At 28.6% G+C, this 16410-nt stretch carries 18 protein-coding genes and 1 other RNA gene; 13 read left to right on the forward strand and 6 right to left on the reverse strand.

The window, feature by feature from the left end:
* Nucleotides 1–191 precede the first annotated feature (191 nt).
* The 4 genes from rpsO (at nt 192) to rplA (ending at nt 2508) form a co-directional block, all read left to right on the forward strand.
* A complete protein-coding gene (gene rpsO / locus MOSC01_RS0102480; protein WP_010321230.1) occupies nt 192–458 on the forward strand; it encodes a 30S ribosomal protein S15 in 267 nt (88 codons plus the stop codon).
* Between the two features lie 49 nt (nt 459–507).
* An RNA gene (gene rnpB, locus MOSC01_RS04565) (RNase P RNA component class B) lies at nt 508–852 on the forward strand.
* 517 nt (nt 853–1369) lie between these two features.
* Nucleotides 1370–1813 (forward strand): 50S ribosomal protein L11, encoded by a 444-nt coding sequence (gene rplK / locus MOSC01_RS0102485; protein WP_010321231.1) that lies wholly within the window; start codon nt 1370–1372, stop codon nt 1811–1813.
* Nucleotides 1813–2508: a 50S ribosomal protein L1 gene (rplA, locus tag MOSC01_RS0102490; RefSeq protein WP_010321232.1), complete on the forward strand. Its 696-nt coding sequence runs from the start codon at nt 1813–1815 to the stop codon at nt 2506–2508. The genes rplK and rplA overlap by 1 nt, the downstream gene beginning before the upstream one ends.
* A 102-nt stretch (nt 2509–2610) precedes the next feature.
* Here rplA and rpsT read toward each other — a convergent pair whose 3' ends face one another.
* The 3 genes from rpsT to MOSC01_RS0102505 form a co-directional block, all read right to left on the reverse strand.
* Nucleotides 2611–2883 carry a 30S ribosomal protein S20 gene (gene rpsT / locus MOSC01_RS0102495; protein ID WP_010321233.1) on the reverse strand — a complete coding sequence of 91 codons (273 nt, stop codon included), beginning with the start codon at nt 2881–2883 and terminating at the stop codon, nt 2611–2613.
* 145 nt (nt 2884–3028) lie between these two features.
* Nucleotides 3029–3484 carry a YhcH/YjgK/YiaL family protein gene (locus MOSC01_RS0102500; RefSeq protein WP_010321234.1) on the reverse strand — a complete coding sequence of 152 codons (456 nt, stop codon included), beginning with the start codon at nt 3482–3484 and terminating at the stop codon, nt 3029–3031.
* A gap of 97 nt (nt 3485–3581) precedes the next feature.
* Complete coding sequence (locus tag MOSC01_RS0102505; RefSeq protein WP_029513093.1) at nt 3582–5066, reverse strand: TrkH family potassium uptake protein; 1485 nt, start codon at nt 5064–5066, stop codon at nt 3582–3584.
* Between the two features lie 236 nt (nt 5067–5302).
* Here MOSC01_RS0102505 and MOSC01_RS0102510 point away from each other — a divergent pair, with 236 nt between their 5' ends.
* Nucleotides 5303–5998 carry a potassium channel family protein gene (locus tag MOSC01_RS0102510; RefSeq protein WP_010321236.1) on the forward strand — a complete coding sequence of 232 codons (696 nt, stop codon included), beginning with the start codon at nt 5303–5305 and terminating at the stop codon, nt 5996–5998.
* Between the two features lie 92 nt (nt 5999–6090).
* On the opposite strand, the gene MOSC01_RS04720 is transcribed toward MOSC01_RS0102510, so the two are convergent.
* Entirely contained in the window at nt 6091–6399 is a 309-nt protein-coding gene (locus tag MOSC01_RS04720; protein ID WP_157997857.1) for a hypothetical protein, read from the reverse strand.
* Between the two features lie 98 nt (nt 6400–6497).
* Between MOSC01_RS04720 and MOSC01_RS0102520 the strand changes: the two genes are divergently transcribed.
* The 5 genes from MOSC01_RS0102520 (at nt 6498) to MOSC01_RS0102540 (ending at nt 12109) form a co-directional block, all read left to right on the forward strand.
* Complete coding sequence (locus tag MOSC01_RS0102520; protein WP_010321238.1) at nt 6498–7832, forward strand: ABC transporter ATP-binding protein; 1335 nt, start codon at nt 6498–6500, stop codon at nt 7830–7832.
* A complete protein-coding gene (locus tag MOSC01_RS0102525; RefSeq protein WP_010321239.1) occupies nt 7819–8679 on the forward strand; it encodes an ABC transporter permease in 861 nt (286 codons plus the stop codon). The genes MOSC01_RS0102520 and MOSC01_RS0102525 overlap by 14 nt, the downstream gene beginning before the upstream one ends.
* Nucleotides 8672–9496: an ABC transporter permease gene (locus MOSC01_RS0102530; protein ID WP_010321240.1), complete on the forward strand. Its 825-nt coding sequence runs from the start codon at nt 8672–8674 to the stop codon at nt 9494–9496. Before MOSC01_RS0102525 ends, MOSC01_RS0102530 begins: the two co-directional genes overlap by 8 nt.
* Entirely contained in the window at nt 9481–11196 is a 1716-nt protein-coding gene (locus MOSC01_RS0102535; protein ID WP_010321241.1) for a hypothetical protein, read from the forward strand. Before MOSC01_RS0102530 ends, MOSC01_RS0102535 begins: the two co-directional genes overlap by 16 nt.
* A gap of 64 nt (nt 11197–11260) precedes the next feature.
* A complete protein-coding gene (locus tag MOSC01_RS0102540) occupies nt 11261–12109 on the forward strand; it encodes a leucine-rich repeat domain-containing protein (protein WP_010321242.1) in 849 nt (282 codons plus the stop codon).
* A gap of 10 nt (nt 12110–12119) precedes the next feature.
* Here MOSC01_RS0102540 and tsaB read toward each other — a convergent pair whose 3' ends face one another.
* A complete protein-coding gene (gene tsaB / locus MOSC01_RS0102545) occupies nt 12120–12647 on the reverse strand; it encodes a tRNA (adenosine(37)-N6)-threonylcarbamoyltransferase complex dimerization subunit type 1 TsaB (RefSeq protein WP_010321243.1) in 528 nt (175 codons plus the stop codon).
* Between the two features lie 34 nt (nt 12648–12681).
* Entirely contained in the window at nt 12682–14037 is a 1356-nt protein-coding gene (locus MOSC01_RS0102550; protein WP_010321244.1) for a hypothetical protein, read from the reverse strand.
* Nucleotides 14038–14190: 153 nt separating this feature from the next.
* Here MOSC01_RS0102550 and pyrH point away from each other — a divergent pair, with 153 nt between their 5' ends.
* From pyrH to MOSC01_RS0102565, 3 genes are read left to right on the forward strand one after another with little or no spacing between them, the layout of a single operon-like run.
* Nucleotides 14191–14901: a UMP kinase gene (gene pyrH, locus MOSC01_RS0102555; protein ID WP_010321245.1), complete on the forward strand. Its 711-nt coding sequence runs from the start codon at nt 14191–14193 to the stop codon at nt 14899–14901.
* 1 nt (nt 14902) lies between these two features.
* A complete protein-coding gene (locus MOSC01_RS0102560) occupies nt 14903–15463 on the forward strand; it encodes a ribosome-recycling factor (protein ID WP_010321246.1) in 561 nt (186 codons plus the stop codon).
* A 3-nt stretch (nt 15464–15466) separates the two neighbouring features.
* On the forward strand, nt 15467–16390 hold the full coding sequence (locus MOSC01_RS0102565) for a phosphatidate cytidylyltransferase (protein ID WP_010321247.1): 924 nt from the start codon (nt 15467–15469) through the stop codon (nt 16388–16390).
* Nucleotides 16391–16410: the final 20 nt, after the last annotated feature.

Here is a 16410-nt window from a genome sequence, read left to right on the forward strand (position 1 = left end):
TTCTGATGCATGCGCTACAGATTCATTAAATTCTGGCATATTAGAAGGCGACAATCATTGTGGATGCGGTGATATCGATCTAGACGAATAATTTGCCTGATTTATTAGTTAAATTTATGCTTGGTTTTAATAGTTTCGCGAATTATTGCTAGGTTTAAATTGTATTTATTTATTTTTTTAAAGGAATTAAAATGATTTCAAAAGCGAAAAAACAAGAATTAATTTTAAAATTTGGAAAAAACGCCAAAAACACCGGTGATACAGCCGTTCAAATTGCAATATTAACTGAAGATATTGAAAAATTAAAAGTTCATTTTGAAAAAAATAAAAAGGACAAACACTCAATGCGAGGTTTTATTGCAAAGGTTAATAAACGTAAAAAATTACTTTCTTATTTAAAACAAAAAAGTTTTGAAACTTACAAAGAGACAATCGAAGCTTTAAATATACGTAAATAATTTTAAATTTTTATACCAAGTATTTTTAAAGTATGGTATAATTTAATTTTGCACAAGTCAACCGCTGGTATTTTTAAATTTTTAATTTAAAAAAACTTGAGGAAAGTCCGCGCTAGCACTACCTGTGATGGTAGTAGTGTTCATGTTGGATCTAAAAAATCCAAGCCTAGACGACAAGTGCCACAGAGACGAGTTTATTTGTTACTCTAAATTTTTCATAATCATTGTTCACTCCTAATAAAAAATCCTAACAAATAAAGTGAAACGCGGTAAACTCCATGAGCTAGAAACCTAAATTTTGGTAGGGGAATCCAATTTGGGAAACGAACTTAAATTGGAAGGTTTTAAAAAACCTAGATAAATGGTTGACTGATACAGAACGCGGCTTATTAGTGCAAAAAACAGCGAAAAATCGCTGTTTTTTTATTTAAATACACACTTTTGTAATTTTTTAGTCATTTTTGTTTAGATTTCTAAAATCTTATTTATCATAAAATAAATTTGTGCATAACGCAAAATCATGGTTTTAAAAATATATAAATCTTACTGATTTTTGGGTTTTTAATGATTTTATGGTAAAATTAAATGGTAAAAATTTATGGAGGTTAAAAACAATGAGATCGAGGAACATCTTAAATAGATCGAGGAACATCTTAAATTGAGTTAAAATTAAACTTTTAAATTGATGGTCTTCAGTGGTCAAAGTTGACGAAGTTGTTGTTTTATTTATAAAAATTTTACATCTTGTCGTAGTTGATCACTAATTTAGAGAAAAAAGCCACACGTTGTGGTTTTTTAGTCCAAAAAAGTTTTTTAATAAATAATTTTGTGGTATAATTTTAAATAAATTTTGTGGAAGGTTTAAAACCGTTAACCACTAAGAGAACTAAAAAAATAAAAGGATGCTCGAAATGGTAAAAAAAAATGTAGTTAGAGTTGCAAAATTGCAATTCAATGCCGGTCAAGCAAAACCTGGACCAGCTCTTGCAGGTCTTGGTATTGTAATGCCTGAGTTTACAAGAAAATTTAACGATGAAACAAAAAATCGTGGAAGCGAACCAGTTCCTGTAAAAATTACTGTTTTTAAAGATAAAAGTTTTGAATTTCAGTTATTTACAAGCCCAACTTCTTATAAAATTAAACAAGCTGCAAAAATCGAATCTGGATCTAAAAAATCTAAAGCCGAAAAAGTAGCTAAAATTACTCTTGAGCAACTTAAAGAAATTGCAGAATATAAATTACCAGATTTAAATACTGATAATATTGAAAAAGCAATTCTTACAGTTTATGGAACCGCCAAACAAATGGGCGTTGAAGTTGAAGGTATCGAAGAATTTCTACAAGGAGTTAAATAATGAAAAAAATTTCACGTAAATTAGCTCAGTCTCGCGAATTAGTTGATAAAAATCATTATTATTCACTTGAAGAAGCAATGGAATTGGTTAAAAAAACATCATATACTAAATTTTCTGGCTCTGTTGATTTAGCTATTCGACTTAATTTGGATACTCGAAAAGCTGACCAACAATTAAGAGGTTCTGTTGTTTTACCTTATGGAACCGGAAAATCTGTGCGTGTGCTTGTTGCTACTGATTCTTCAGAGGTAGCAACTAAAGCCAAAGAAGCAGGTGCTGATTTAATTTATTCAACAGCTGAACTTGAGCAAAATTTAAAAATTGATAATTTTGATTTTGATGTTATTGTTGTTGAGCCTAAATTAATGCCAGTTTTAGGTAGATATGGGAAAAAATTAGGCCCAAAAGGACTTATGCCTAACCCAAAAACAGGTACAGTTACTCCAACACCGGAAAAAGCTGTTGCTGAAATTAAAAAAGGTAAAGCAAATTATCGCGCTGATAAATACGGAATTATTCACTCATTAATTGGAAAAACCAACATGGAAGCCGATCATTTAGTCCAAAATGCTAAAACCCTTTTACAATTAATTCGTAAATTGAAACCAAATTCAGTTAAAGGAAATTATTTTAAAAATTTAACTGTTTCTGCTTCTATGGGTCCTTCTATTAAAATTCGCTTCGACAATTTATAATAAAAAATAACCTATAAAATAAAAAAACCCTTTAAATTTAAGGGTTTTTTTATTTTCAACTTCGAAAAAATTTCAAAATTTATTATTAAAATAAGAAAGAGATTAAACTGTTGTTTTTTGATGTTTATTAACAAACAAATGAAGTCTAGAAATTTTTCGTGATGCTTTTCCTTTGTGAAAAACACCTTTTGATTTTGCTTTTGCAATTTCTTTGTGAGCTTTTGCAACTAATTCATTTTGATTTTCTGCGTGACTTGTAACAGCTATTTTAGCTTTTTTGATTGCTGTTTTTACACGAGATTTAATTGCATTATTTCTTGCTCTTGCTTTTTGCATTTTGGTGATTGATTTAATTTTGGATTTTATATTTGCCATTTTTTTCCTATATTTATATATAATAGTTTATTTCAGACCTTTAAAAAACGGTACTAAAAATTATACCATAAAAATATGTTATTTATATCTAAAAAATGAATTTTTAATCTCTAGACTTAATAAAAAAAATTTAAACTCAATAACACTAATATTCAACTTTAAAAATTAATTTTCTAACTACACCAATTTGTCCAGTATATTTTGGCAAATGAGCATCGCCAGGTAGAAAAATTAAAAATTCTCCTTTTAACGGTCTAATTAAATTTCGGGTCGAATCTTTTTTATAAAGAGCTACATCAGTTTCTTCAGAATAATCAGTTACTTTATTGACTAATTTCTCTGAAAAATCAAAGAAATATTGTTCTTTTTCGTCAATTACTATATGAACATCTGCGTATCGTTTGTGATATTCATACAGAGCGTTTGTATCGTCGAAACTTTCAACATCAACATGTAATACAAAAATTCTGTCTCCATCAATTAGAGTTTTGCCTACTGGCAATTTTTCTAGGTCATTTTCTTTTAGAAAAATTGCTAATTTTGCAAAATTTTCATTTAAACAACTATATTTGCTAAAATTTTCTAATTTGTCATAAATCATTTTCCACCCCTCTTTTATTTATATTTTTCTTAAATTATAGCAAAAAAATTGTTCTAAAAAAGAATAAATTTCAAATTAAACGTTTTAAATCAAAAAATTACCCTATTAAAATATCTTCGGTTATGTAAGTTTTATTCTGTTTGCCGATATTATCGCCTTGTCAAACGTAAATAAAAGAGGTAATTCCAAGCTGACCAATTAGCATAATAATCATAAATCCAATTTGCGAAATAACAGATAAATTTCGAATCAAACCTGTCGAGAGGCCCGAGGTTCCGAAAGCCGACATGACCTCAAAAACTAAATGGTAAATTTTATAATCACTAGTTTTTTGCTGGCTTGATAAATCGTCTAACGAAAAACTTGAGAGAAAAACTATCGCTACTACTAAAATAAAAGATATAAAAAACACAGTTGCAGCTGAAACAATTTTATCAGTTGTGATTTTTCTCTTAAATATATTAACATCACTAGTTCCCCTAATTTTAGACAAAACCACAGCGATAAAAATTCAAAAAGTTGTAACGCGAATTCCGCCACCTGTAGAAGACGGCGCAGAGCCAATAAACATCAATAAACTTGTTAAAAAAGTGCTTGGTTGAGTTAGCTGTTTTAAGTCAAATGTAAAAAAACCGGTTGAGCGAGTCATAAAATTATGAAATAATAATGCAAATGTTTTATCAAATCAGTTGCCATTTTGCTCCTGGTTTCAAAAAGTAAAAGGAGAATTTGAACTAGCTTCAAAAGTAATTAAAAGAATAAAACCAATTAGTGCAATAACAAAATAGCTCAAAATTGAAACTTTTGTAAACAAAGAAAATCTAAATCTTTTTATTTTCTGTTTAGAAAGTTTAAGTTTAAAAAAGCTAAAAAAGTCATAAATTACCGGGTAGCCAATTCCGCCTATTATTGTCAGAATTATTATCATTATTTGCAAAAAATAAGAGTGATAATAAGGTTCAAAACTATTTGGCCCGATTATATCAAAACCAGCATTATTAATTGCAGAAATGCTATGAAAAACAGCAAATCTTAGCGATAAAGATATATTTTTATAAGGTGATTTTTGAAATGAAAATTTTTGTGGTTCAGCATCATAAAAATAAAAATAAAGACTAAGAGCAAGACTGCTAATTAAAACAAGAATCAAAAAAAAATTAATAGAAACCTTGATTACGCCTTTTAGTTCGCTTAGTTTACTTGAACCTCTTTCGATTTTTAAAATTTCACGCGACAAAATACTTAGTTTTTTTCCAAATAAATGGTTAAAAATGTAAAACTTTATTGCAAAAATTCCAATTCCACCCAGAGAAATTAAAATGGCAATAATAGCTTGTCCAAAAATATTAAAACTTGTGCCAGTATCAACCAAACTAAGTCCAGTATCACTAAAGGCAGAAACTGAAGTAAAAAGAGCCGAAAAAAAATTAATTTTTTCTGAATTATCAGTGTGTGAAAACGAACCTGTTAGAATTCCGGCCCCAAGAAGAATAACTAATGTGTAAAAAGTGAAAATAATATGTATTTTTTTAAGAGAAAAAATGGACCGCAGAAAATTTTTGATATTAATTTTCAAGTTCATTATTCCTCGTTTTAATGTTTGACTAAATTAAAAAATTAGTCACTTATTTACTTATATAAAACATACAAAAAAAGCTAATTATTAAATTATACAACTTTTTTAAAAAAACAAAGTCAAAACAAAAAAATTTAAAAATACACAAAAAAACTGCCCTATAAAACATCTGCATTTGGACACCTACAAAAATTTTCTGATTTTTGAATTAATTTATTGTTTTTTAGATAAAATTTAAGTAAATGAAACGAGCAAATATTTGTATAATTGGCGCTGGACGACTAGGTAGAGCAGCAATAACCCAACTAGCAGAATCAGGCCACAATATTATTGTCATTGACAAAAGAGCTGAAAATTTAAAATTTATTCGCGAGTTTGCGACTGTAGAACCAATTATAATGGACGCTAGCGACATAAATGCAATTCGTAATGAAGTTGGACTTGAAGATATAGACACAATAATTGTTGCTACTTCAGACAATATTGAAATTATTGCAACTTTATTAGAATTACAAACAGAAATTAATTTTTTTAACAACTTAAAAATAGCTGCGCGTGCTGTTAATAAAAGACATGCTCGTGTTTTAAAACAAATCGGTGTTGACTGAATTATTAGCCCTGAAGAAGAAGCTGGAATTAAAATGGCGCTTTTAAGTGTTGATAAAAATTTCCTGAATTATGCAGATAATCTTAAAGAAATTGCAAATGGAATATTTGCTGGAAGCGTTAATGTTAAATCGCCAAAATACATTAATAAAAGTATAAAAAATGCTAATTTACGTCAGTATAATGTTAATGTTGTTTTAATTAAAAGAAATAAAGAAACAATTTTGCCAGCTGCAGAAACAATAATTCATCAAAATGATGAGATAACAATAATTGGGAAAATTGGTGATGTTACAACAGTTTTGCAAAAAATGGAGTCTATAAAGAGCTAAAATTGGAAAATTTTAGGAAAAAGTGCTTTAAAAGTTCTTGAAGTAACAGCATAAAATTTTATTTTTGCTAAATTCAGGAAAAATTGGCGATGTTACAACAGTTTTGCAAAAAATAGGTCTATAAAAAGCCAAAATTGGAAAATTTTAGGAAAAAGTGCTTTAAAAGTTCTTGGAACAACAGCATAAAATTTTATTTTTGCTAAATTCTTTTGGAAAATCAAAAATATAGTATAATTTTCCAATAATCATGGATTTTGGAAAATACTATTTATATTTATTAAAATATTATATGTTTGCGGCATCACTCTTTGATGATGCTGCTTTTTTCCATGAATCTGCATCAGAAGATATTTTCGATAAATTCCCCACCACTCTTCATTAGAGAAGATTTTTTTCTTCAAAGATGAAGTTTTCATATTTTTTTTAGAATAAAATTATATTTTTTTTATTTAAATTAGATATTGTTTTTAATTTTATCTACTCAAGAGGGAATTATAAAATGCAAAAAATTCACAAAAGTGAAACAATAATCTCGCTTGTTGATGTTGATAAAGAATTTGGTGAGAAGAAAGTTTTAAATCAAATAAATTTGGACATCAAAAAAGGTGATTTTGTCACTCTTTTAGGTCCATCTGGATCTGGAAAAACTACGATTTTACGCCTAATTGGCGGTTTTGAATGAACAACCCGTGGCGAAATTAAATTTAATGGGGTTGATATTAAAGATGTTCCAGCCCACAAACGAGATACAGCGACTATTTTTCAAGATTATGCGCTTTTTCCACATTTGTCAGTTAGAGGAAATATTGAATTTGGCCTAAAATTAAAAAGAATTAAGAAAAGTGATTCTGAAATTCCACAGTCAACTTGGAAAAAGTTCGAAGAATTAAAGCAAAAATGGCAAGCAAAACAGGACCAAAAAATTGCAGAACTTAATAATTTGCAAGCAAACCTAGAAAAACAACTTGAAAATCCCAATTTAGACAACAAAACCCGTAAAAAATTACAGGATAAACTTGATGATTCAGATTTTAAATATTCTAATTGGGAAAATTATGTTTTTTATAAATCTGTAACTTTTGAAAAAAAATACCTTACTCGTAAAATAACAAAAACTGAAATTGATAACGAAATTAAGGATATTATCGAACTTGTTGGTCTAAGCGGAAATGAAGACCGCGCAATTTCAGAGTTATCTGGTGGAATGAAACAGCGAGTTGCACTAGCTAGATCGCTTGTTATTGAGCCTGAAATAGTTTTATTGGATGAGCCATTATCAGCTTTAGATGCAAAAATTAGACAAAAAATGCAAGTTTTTCTTAAAAGAATTCAGCAAAAATTAGGTCTAACGTTCATTTTTGTAACTCATGATCAAGATGAAGCCCTTCAATTATCAGATAAAATCGCCGTAATTCGTAACGGAAAAATTGCTCAATATGATGAGCCAACCAAAATTTATGACTATCCTGTTAATAAATGAGTTGCTAATTTCATTGGTGATTCAAATTTTTTTGAAGCAACATTTATTGAAAAAAATAAGGTTGAAATTCTTGGCGTTGAACTCTATACAATTCACACAGAATTTGATCATGGCCAAAAACTGGATGCACTTATTCGCCCTGAAGACATCGATATTGACTTAAATTCTGGATATTTTAAGGGTAAAGTTGTTCAAAATATTTACAAAGGTTCATATTACTGACTAGATATTCAAGTTGGTTCTAAAATTATTTACGTTGAAACTAACGATTTTTACGATCTTAATACCGAAGTTTATTTAAAGTGAGATGATGATGCGATTCATTTAATGGAGATGGAAAGTGGAAACTCTTAGCTTTTTTGATAAATTTTGACAAAATTTCAAAAAAAGTTTAAACCCACGCATCAGTCTTGCTCTCCCTTATTTTGTATTTGCTCTAATTTTAATAGTTATTCCGCTTATTTTACTTTTTGTTAAATCTGTAAGTCCACTTTCGACAAACGGTGAGCCATTTGACAACCATCTTTTAGTAAAAGAGCAAACAACTTGGCAAATTATTGCTCGTTCAATTTTTGTTGGTTTAGTTAGCGCCTTTATTTGCTTAATTTTAGCTTTTCCATATGCTTTTATTGTCGCAAATTCAAAATCACGTATTTTTAAAATTTATTCTTTATCATTAATAATTACCCCTTTAATTATTTTTACAATTGCAAAAGTTTTCTCATTACGAGCTTTATTTTTGTCAATGTTTGACGAAGGATCGCTAAATAATAACTCTTTTATGATTCTTGGTCTAATTTTTCTCAATTTTCCTTTTATGGTAATTCCACTTTATACAATTTTTAGAGATATGCCTAAAAATTTAATTGAAGCTGGCACAGATTTAGGATATTCAAAATTTCGAGTTTTGATTAAAGTGGTTGTTCCTTATAGTTTTCGTGCAATTAGCTCTGGATTTGCGATTGTTTTTTTAATGGCGGCAACATCTATAGTTGTCTCAGATAAATTGCTACCAAATGGATCACAAAATCAACTAATTGGAAATTTAATTAATAATTCTGCAAACACAACAAACCCTTTTGATTTAGCTAGAGTTTCATCGCTTGTTTTAGTCACACTTTTAGTTTTTATTGGAATTTATACACTAATTCATTTTACACCTATTGTTATCATGAAAATTAAAGGATTTAAATATGACTAAAATTATTGATTTTTTTCAAAAACACGAGATTTTGAAAAAAACTTACGTTTGATTTTTGATAATAATTTTCTACATTCCAATAATTTTTGGCTCTATTTTTTCATTTAATTCCCCTTCAAAAAAAGGTTTTGTCTCTTCAACATGAAACAAATTTAGTTTGCAAGCATTTGACGAATTTGCAAAAGACACTTTTGCATCAGCGCTAATTAACTCATTAATTATTGCAATTTTTGCTGCAATAACCGTTGTTTTCCTTTCACTTTTAACAGTTTTTGCTCTCTGAAGACAAAAAAATAAATCAGTAAAAATTTATGTAAATGCCACCTCAAATATTCCTTTAATTAATCCTGATGTGATTACCGCAGTTTCACTTGCAATTATTTTAGGGTTCATATTTGGTTCACTTTCAGCGGCTCATGAAGGTTTGTATCGGGCAATTATTTCCCATATTGTCATGACTTTACCTTACGGAATTTTGATAATGTATCCAAGAAGTGAAAAATTTTCGCTAAGTTTATATGAAGCAGCCCAAGATTTAGGCTATTCAAAAATGAAGGCATGATTTTTGATTTATTTAAAACACATGTCACCAGCGATAATTTCAGTTTTTCCGGTTGTTGCTTTTCTTTCATTTGATGATTTTATAATCACAAAAATTACATCAAACACCCAAACAGTTGGAACGCTTTTGTATCAAGGAACTTTTAAGACTTGAGCGCTAATGTTGGGAACAATTATGCTTTTCATTTCCGTGATTTCTAATTTAATTTGACTTTATTATAAAAATAAAAAGGAAAAAACATGAAAAAGAATTTAGTTAATTTTTTTGCCAAAATAACACTTGCCCTTTCGGTAATTAGTGTTGTTTTTGTTGCATCTTTTTCAAAATCAAGCTTCCCTTTTAAACCAGTTGTCTATAATTATGAAGCTTACATTTCCGATTTTGGTCGCGATGTAATTAACAAAGATTTTAATTATCGCGAGTTTGGTGATGTTAGCGAATTTACAAGAGCAATCGAAGACAATCGCACAATTGCTGGTGTAGGTTCAGATTTTCAAATTGCACGTTTGGCGCAAAAAGGTCTTTTGCAAAAAATAGACTATTCAAAACTTTTTTCAAATTGGCAACTAACTAAGGTTTTTCAAAAACCTGAAAATTATGAGAGTTTTTCTTTGGTCCAAAAGCAAGAATTTATCAATAAAAAAAGGGCCGCTTTTGAAGAAATTTTTCGCCCTGAAATTGTTGAACATATTGATAAATATGATCAATTTATGAAAGATGCCTATGATCCGCAAAAAAATCTTGATACTGATAATGACGGAATTCAGGACCGTTTTTGAGAGTTTTTCATCCCTTATTATACCCAAGACAAAGTAATTGCCTACACAATTGGCGATTATGATGTTGATGGTAAAAGAAAAAATCTCCGTAAATTTCAGAATAATTGAACTGCTGAGCAAAAAGAAGAAATTCAAGAAAAAGGTCTTAAATTTGAAGATCAAAGTCTTGCCGGAATAGGTAAAACTTTGAGACAAAACGGCTATAGTTTCTTTGAATGAACAGAAGCTATGAGAGATAATTTGTTAATCGGGGCTGAAAAAACTAATCAATACGGTGAAATTATAACTGAAAATAACTATAAATCATTTGTTGATGGTTTTATTGACTATATTGGTGAAATTTCTGGTTTTGACTATTTTAATTTGCGGCATAATGTTTTTAAAACATCAGGTCTTGACTTAGCCAATTCAGTAATCGATCCTTCTTTGAATCAAGATGTTGGTTTTTTATATAATGGCGATTCGCTTGATGCTCATTATTCTAAAGATAATTATGAAGAACTCGAAGAAGAAAATACAATTGCAATTATTCGTCCAAAAAATAATTTAACTTTACTTGATGGCTGAATTATTTTGAAAGACACCTCGCCTGAATTGACCGATAAGGTTTATAACTCACTTTATGAAGGAATTTTTAAAGGCGAAGATTTTGACTTAGATGAAATTGTTCAAACAGCAAAAATTGAAGTTGATTTTGCTTTTGTCCAAAATAGTGAAACAGAAAAATTTGAACCTAAAAATGGAAAAGGTTTTTATTTTGACTATGAATCCTTACCTTTTTTAGCAAATTTTGATTTTATAAATTACACCCCAGCATTTAAAAAATCCTTTGAATTCTTTAAAAAATTCTACTTTAATGATGCAGTCGAAACTGTTCGCGAAACTCTAGAAGGTGAAGACCGTTCGGTTTTTATTGACCTTAATGATGAAATTATTGCTGATGAGAAAAATTTGAATTATGATAATATAAAATCCGAAACTTCATCAAATAGATCGCTTCGAGCTCTAAATATGTATCTTTCTCAACAACCTGAGCAAACTCTTTATGGAAATATGCCAACTGACACAAACACTGATGAGGGCAGATATCAGCTAAATTATACTTTTTTAAAACCATTAGACGAAAGACTTGCTTCTCAAATTCGTACTTACTATAATTTAAAGACAAAAAATTAAGACTTTTATCAATAAAAGTTTCTAATTTAATATTTTTATTAATTATTATTGTAAAATTTATTTTATGTTCAAGTTTAAAAAAATATTAAAAACATTAGCGCTGCTATCACCAATAGTTGCACTTTCTGCGTGCAGCCAAAACCCATCCCAAGCAGAACAACTTCTTGCGTCGATAGATAAAACTGATTCCAAATATGTAAAAATCGATGAGTCAACAAATTCTTTTGTGCTTGACCTAACAGATTCCGGGCTAACAAAAATTGATAAATCTGCATTTTTTAGTCTAAAATCACGGATTTTTCAAAAAACTACTCTTCAAAATCAGGATCAAACTAATCAACCTGATCAACCTGGTACCGAAAACACCCAAAAACCACAAGAAACTAAGGTAAATTTTTATTTTTTGTCAAAAATAATTTTTCCAGAAACGCTAACTGAAATAGAAGATTATGCATTTTATGCAGATAGTGCAAATTTGACTGATCAAGAAAAAATTAAGGAACTCGACTTCTCAAAGGCGACAAATTTGAAGAAAATCGGTAATTTTGCTTTTCAAGGAAATAATATAACAAAATTAGTTTTACCTTCATCTTTAGTTTCAATAGGTAGACAAGCTTTTGCTAAAAATAATTTAGAACAGGTCGATTTTTCAAACTCTAAGGATTTAGAGGTTATTCAAACTGGCGCTTTTTTTGATAATAAAATTCAACATGTTGACTTTAGCCAAAATGTTAAATTAATCGAGATTTTTTCTAGCGCTTTTGAATCTAACAAAATTGAAACCGTAAAATTCAATAAAAGTGCAAAACCAGTTACAATCGGAACGTCGGCTTTTAAAGATAACATTATAAAAACTAACGAAAATTTCGAGAACATTCCTGAATCAAGTTCTCTTAACTCACCATTTAATTAATTTTTTTAAACTAATTATTATATAAAGGGAAAACATTAACTATGTTTTCCTCTTTTTTAAATAATTTTTGTGCTTGTGAAAAATTATTAAAAATTAATTGGTAATCAACTTGATCATCTGGCCTATTTTTGGTCTTAATATCCGAAATTTCAGATACTAATTGGCCGTCATAAGCAAAAGCGCTAAACTGTGAATTTTTGCTATAACTAATAAAATATTGCATTTTTTCATTTTTTTTAAAGGATAAAAGATTAAAAGTTGAGCAAGTTCAGAGGTTTATATTGCCTAATTGTGCTAGAGTTCTAAAAAATGTCAACCCAACTCTGCATCCTGTAAATGTGCCTGGGCCTAAATTAATGTAAAAATCACTAAAATCTGAAATTTTTAGATTATTTTTTGCCAAAATATTACGAACTAATTCGGGAAGCAAATCAGCTTTATTTTTAATTTCAAGTATATTAGAATCGACTAAAACGAAATTTTTGTCAAAAATTGCTAAAACTAGATCTTGACTTACAGTATCAATAAAAAATTTCATAATTAAAAGTATATTTTAATACAAAATTTTATTTTTAACTATAAACATTAGCGCGAAATTCTGCAGGATACCTTCTTCATGTCAGAACGTATTTTTTTGGCTTATCAGGTTGAAAATTTACATTAGAAACTCTAATTCGATATTGCCCATCTTCAAAAGATTTAAAGCTAATTTTGTCAAATGGACTTATATCTGAGTTTGCTTCAATAATTTTTTGTCAACTTCCACGATAAATTTCGATTGAAATATCAAAATCATTTGTTTTATAATTTGGTTGGCCATAAAGCAAATCACTCACTCCATCACGGATTGTTTTACCAAAATTGTAAAAAAAACCTTTAAATCCCGATAAGTATTCCCCTACGACTTCTTTTTCAGAAAATTTATCATGAAAAACAAGTGCTGAAAATTTTTGATTTTTTAAAAGTTCAAAAGGCTCACTTACATACTCATTTCCATCATAATTATTGTATAAATAATTACCTTGTTCCAGAGTAAAATAGGCATCTTTGTAATTTATAAATCCAAAACCTTCACTTGAATGAGCACCATTAAATCCTAAATTGCTATTTTCTGACGGTTGAGCCGTTAATGATAAAGCTGAAATTATTTTTAGATTCCTTTCTTTTAAACTTTCATAAGAGTCAAAACTTGATGAAAGTCCGCTAAAAATAGCGGAAAGTAGGAAAGCTGAGTAAAATTGTATGTTTGAATCACGAACATTTAACTGATAGCCAAATTTTAATTCTGGAAGTATAAAGTGGTTTGATTTTACTACTCCAGCGCTATTGCCAAAATTTTTCACATAATTAAAAAGTCGCGAATCTTTCTTAAATCTGTCGTCTTGTTTTGCAAAAAAGCTGAAATTACTATTAATTTCATCGCCTAAAGCTCTGCTTCCGTCAAAAAAATTTATTATTCCAGTTTTACCGCTTCAAAAATCAAGAAAATCTCCTAATTTTATTAAGTCTCTCCCATTTGAAAAATAATCATTTAAAAAAGTCCTTTTTTCTTTATATAAGTGCAAAACCATCTCGACTCCTACGGTTTCAAAGTGTGAAAGTCCTTTAGCTCATTGCTCCTTTGTTTTAAAACGGTAAATAATTAAATTTGAATTAGGGGCAAAAAACTGAAAAATTGCTTGCAAATTGTTAAAATCATTGTTATTTTCGTCCCCATTTTCTTCAATAAAAACTCCAACTTTAACATTTCTATTTACTTTATTTAAATTTGCATCAAAATTTAAGTTTGAAGCAAGCTCTTTAAAATCAAAACTTGAGTTTTGATGCAGGTGAAAATCACCAGATTTTTGGCTAAAAAGTAAAAAAGGACTTAATATTGTTAAACCTGGTAAAATAAGTCGCTTAAAAATTTCCTTAATTTTAATCATGATCACCTTCTTCTTTTTCTTCACACATAATTAAATAATCGAGCTACTTTTTGGTTAAAAAAAGTAAAATCGACACTTTTTTCCTAAATTTTTCCTTTTTTGTAAATATTCGATTAAAATAAAGTATAATTAAATAAAATTTTTTGAGATAACATGAAGTCAACTATTCTAATTAAACTTTCGGGTGAAAGTCTAGCTAACAAACAAAAATCACTCGCAATTGATTATGAACTTGTCGGTCGAATTGGCCATCAACTTAAAGAAATTCAAAAATTAGGTTATAAAATTTTAATTGTGATTGGCGGTGGAAATTTTTGGCGTGGAACTTCCGCTGCAAAAAACGGGATAAATCGAAATACTGCAGATTATATTGGCATGCTTGGGACGGTAATGAACGGACTGGCCCTTGATTCAGTTTTTCGCGATTTGGAAATTAAAACTCGCGTTTTGTCTTCAATGAGTTTGGATCCTCGAATTTGTGAGTATTTTGTTCGAGAAAAAGCTATTAAATATCTCTCAGATGGTCATGTTTTAATTCTTGTCGGTGGAACTGGTCGTCCATTTTTTACAACAGATAGTGCCGCTACCCTTTTTGCTTCTGAAATGGATGCAAATTTAATTCTAGTTGGTAAAAATAATGTAAACGGAGTTTTTGATTCTGATCCTAAAATTAATCCAAATGCAATAAGATATGATAAAATTACTTATGATCAAGTTATTGAAAAAAATCTGAAAGTAATGGATTCAACAGCCTTTTCGATGGCGCGCGATAACAAGATTAGATTATTAATTTTCGACATTAAAGAAGAAAACAGCATAGTTAAATTAATAAAAGGTCAAATCAAACATACGGAGGTTTATTAAAATGAAATCTGAAATTGAATTCAATTTTTATAAAGAAATTCTAGATCAAAAAGCGCAAGATGTTTATTCCTATTTGGAAAAAAGCTTCCAAAAAGTAAGTGTTGGTGCACCAAATCCCCAATTAATTTCCCATATTAAAGTTAGTTTTTACGGGACATTAACCCCAATTAATGAAATTGCATCAATTTCAACCCCTGTACCCTTACAACTTTTAGTAAGACCGTATGAAATGTCGCTTGTAAAGGAAATTGCAACCGCAATAGTTGCATCAAAAATTGATGCTCAAGTTCAAAAAGAAGCTAACCAAGTCCGTATAATTTTTCCTGAACCAACACAGCAAAAACGCCAGGAAAGCGTTCATTTATTAAAAAAAATTCACGAAGAAGCTAAAGTTAAAATACGCTTAATTCGCCAAGATGTTAATAAATTAATAAAAAAAGAGGAACTTTCCGAGGATCAAGAAAAAGATTATCTTAATCAGGTTCAAAAAACAATCAATTTACAAATAGAAAAAATTGATGAAATTTACGAAAAAAAAGTAAAAGAAATTCAAACTATTTAAAAAATGCGGGCATTTTTCCCAAATTTTACAGCTAAAGAATTTTTATATCGTTTTTTATCCTCAGTTTTTATTATCGCAATAATTGCTCCAGTTTTATTTGTAGGTTATTATTGACATTTTTGAGGACGAATAATTTCTTTTGGTGTTTTAGCGTTTATTCTATTTTATAGTTTGTACGAAATTTTTGTTCACTTTCAATCTAGAAAAATTTTTGCCGTAATATCTGCATTATTGGGTTTTTTGCTATTTTTATTACCTTCAAATTTTAATTTAAATGAGATCTATTTTTCTAAGGACGCCGAGTTTAGTTGAAGTTTAGTAAAATTTTTGCTAAAAGAACAAGTTTCAGATTATCATATTTTTTTTACCTTACCTTTCTTAATAGTTATCAGATTTATGGATTCGAAACAAAAAACTAGATTTCATTTTTTTTCTGATATTTTACTTAAATTTATAATTATTTTTATAGTTACATTATTTTTTAAATTTTTGTGAGTATTAAACACATTTAATGTGTTTTTAGTAATTTCCTTGGGTTCAATTGCAGTAATTTCAGATATTTTTGGTTATATTTTTGGTTCAATTTTTGGAAGAAAAATATTTCCTTGAAAATTTGATTTTTCTCCCAAAAAAACAATGGAAGGCTTCATTTTTTCCTTCATTTTTTCCTTCATTTTTACTTTATTAATTTTTTTAAATCTAAATTTCGGAATTCAATTGAATAATTGACTATTATTTAAAATTTTGGCAGTAATTTTTCTGCCAATTGTAGCTATTTTTGGTGACATATTTTTTTCTGTGATAAAAAGATATTTGAATATAAAGGATTTTTCACAAATTATTAAGGGCCACGGCGGAATTTTTGACCGCTTTGATTCTATCAGTTTTGTTTTTTTATCTTTTTCAATAATTATTCTAACAATTTAATTTTTTCTTTTTTTAAAAAA

The organism is Mesomycoplasma ovipneumoniae SC01, from assembly GCF_000218525.1.
Taxonomy (GTDB): domain Bacteria; phylum Bacillota_I; class Bacilli_A; order Mycoplasmatales; family Metamycoplasmataceae; genus Mesomycoplasma; species Mesomycoplasma ovipneumoniae_A.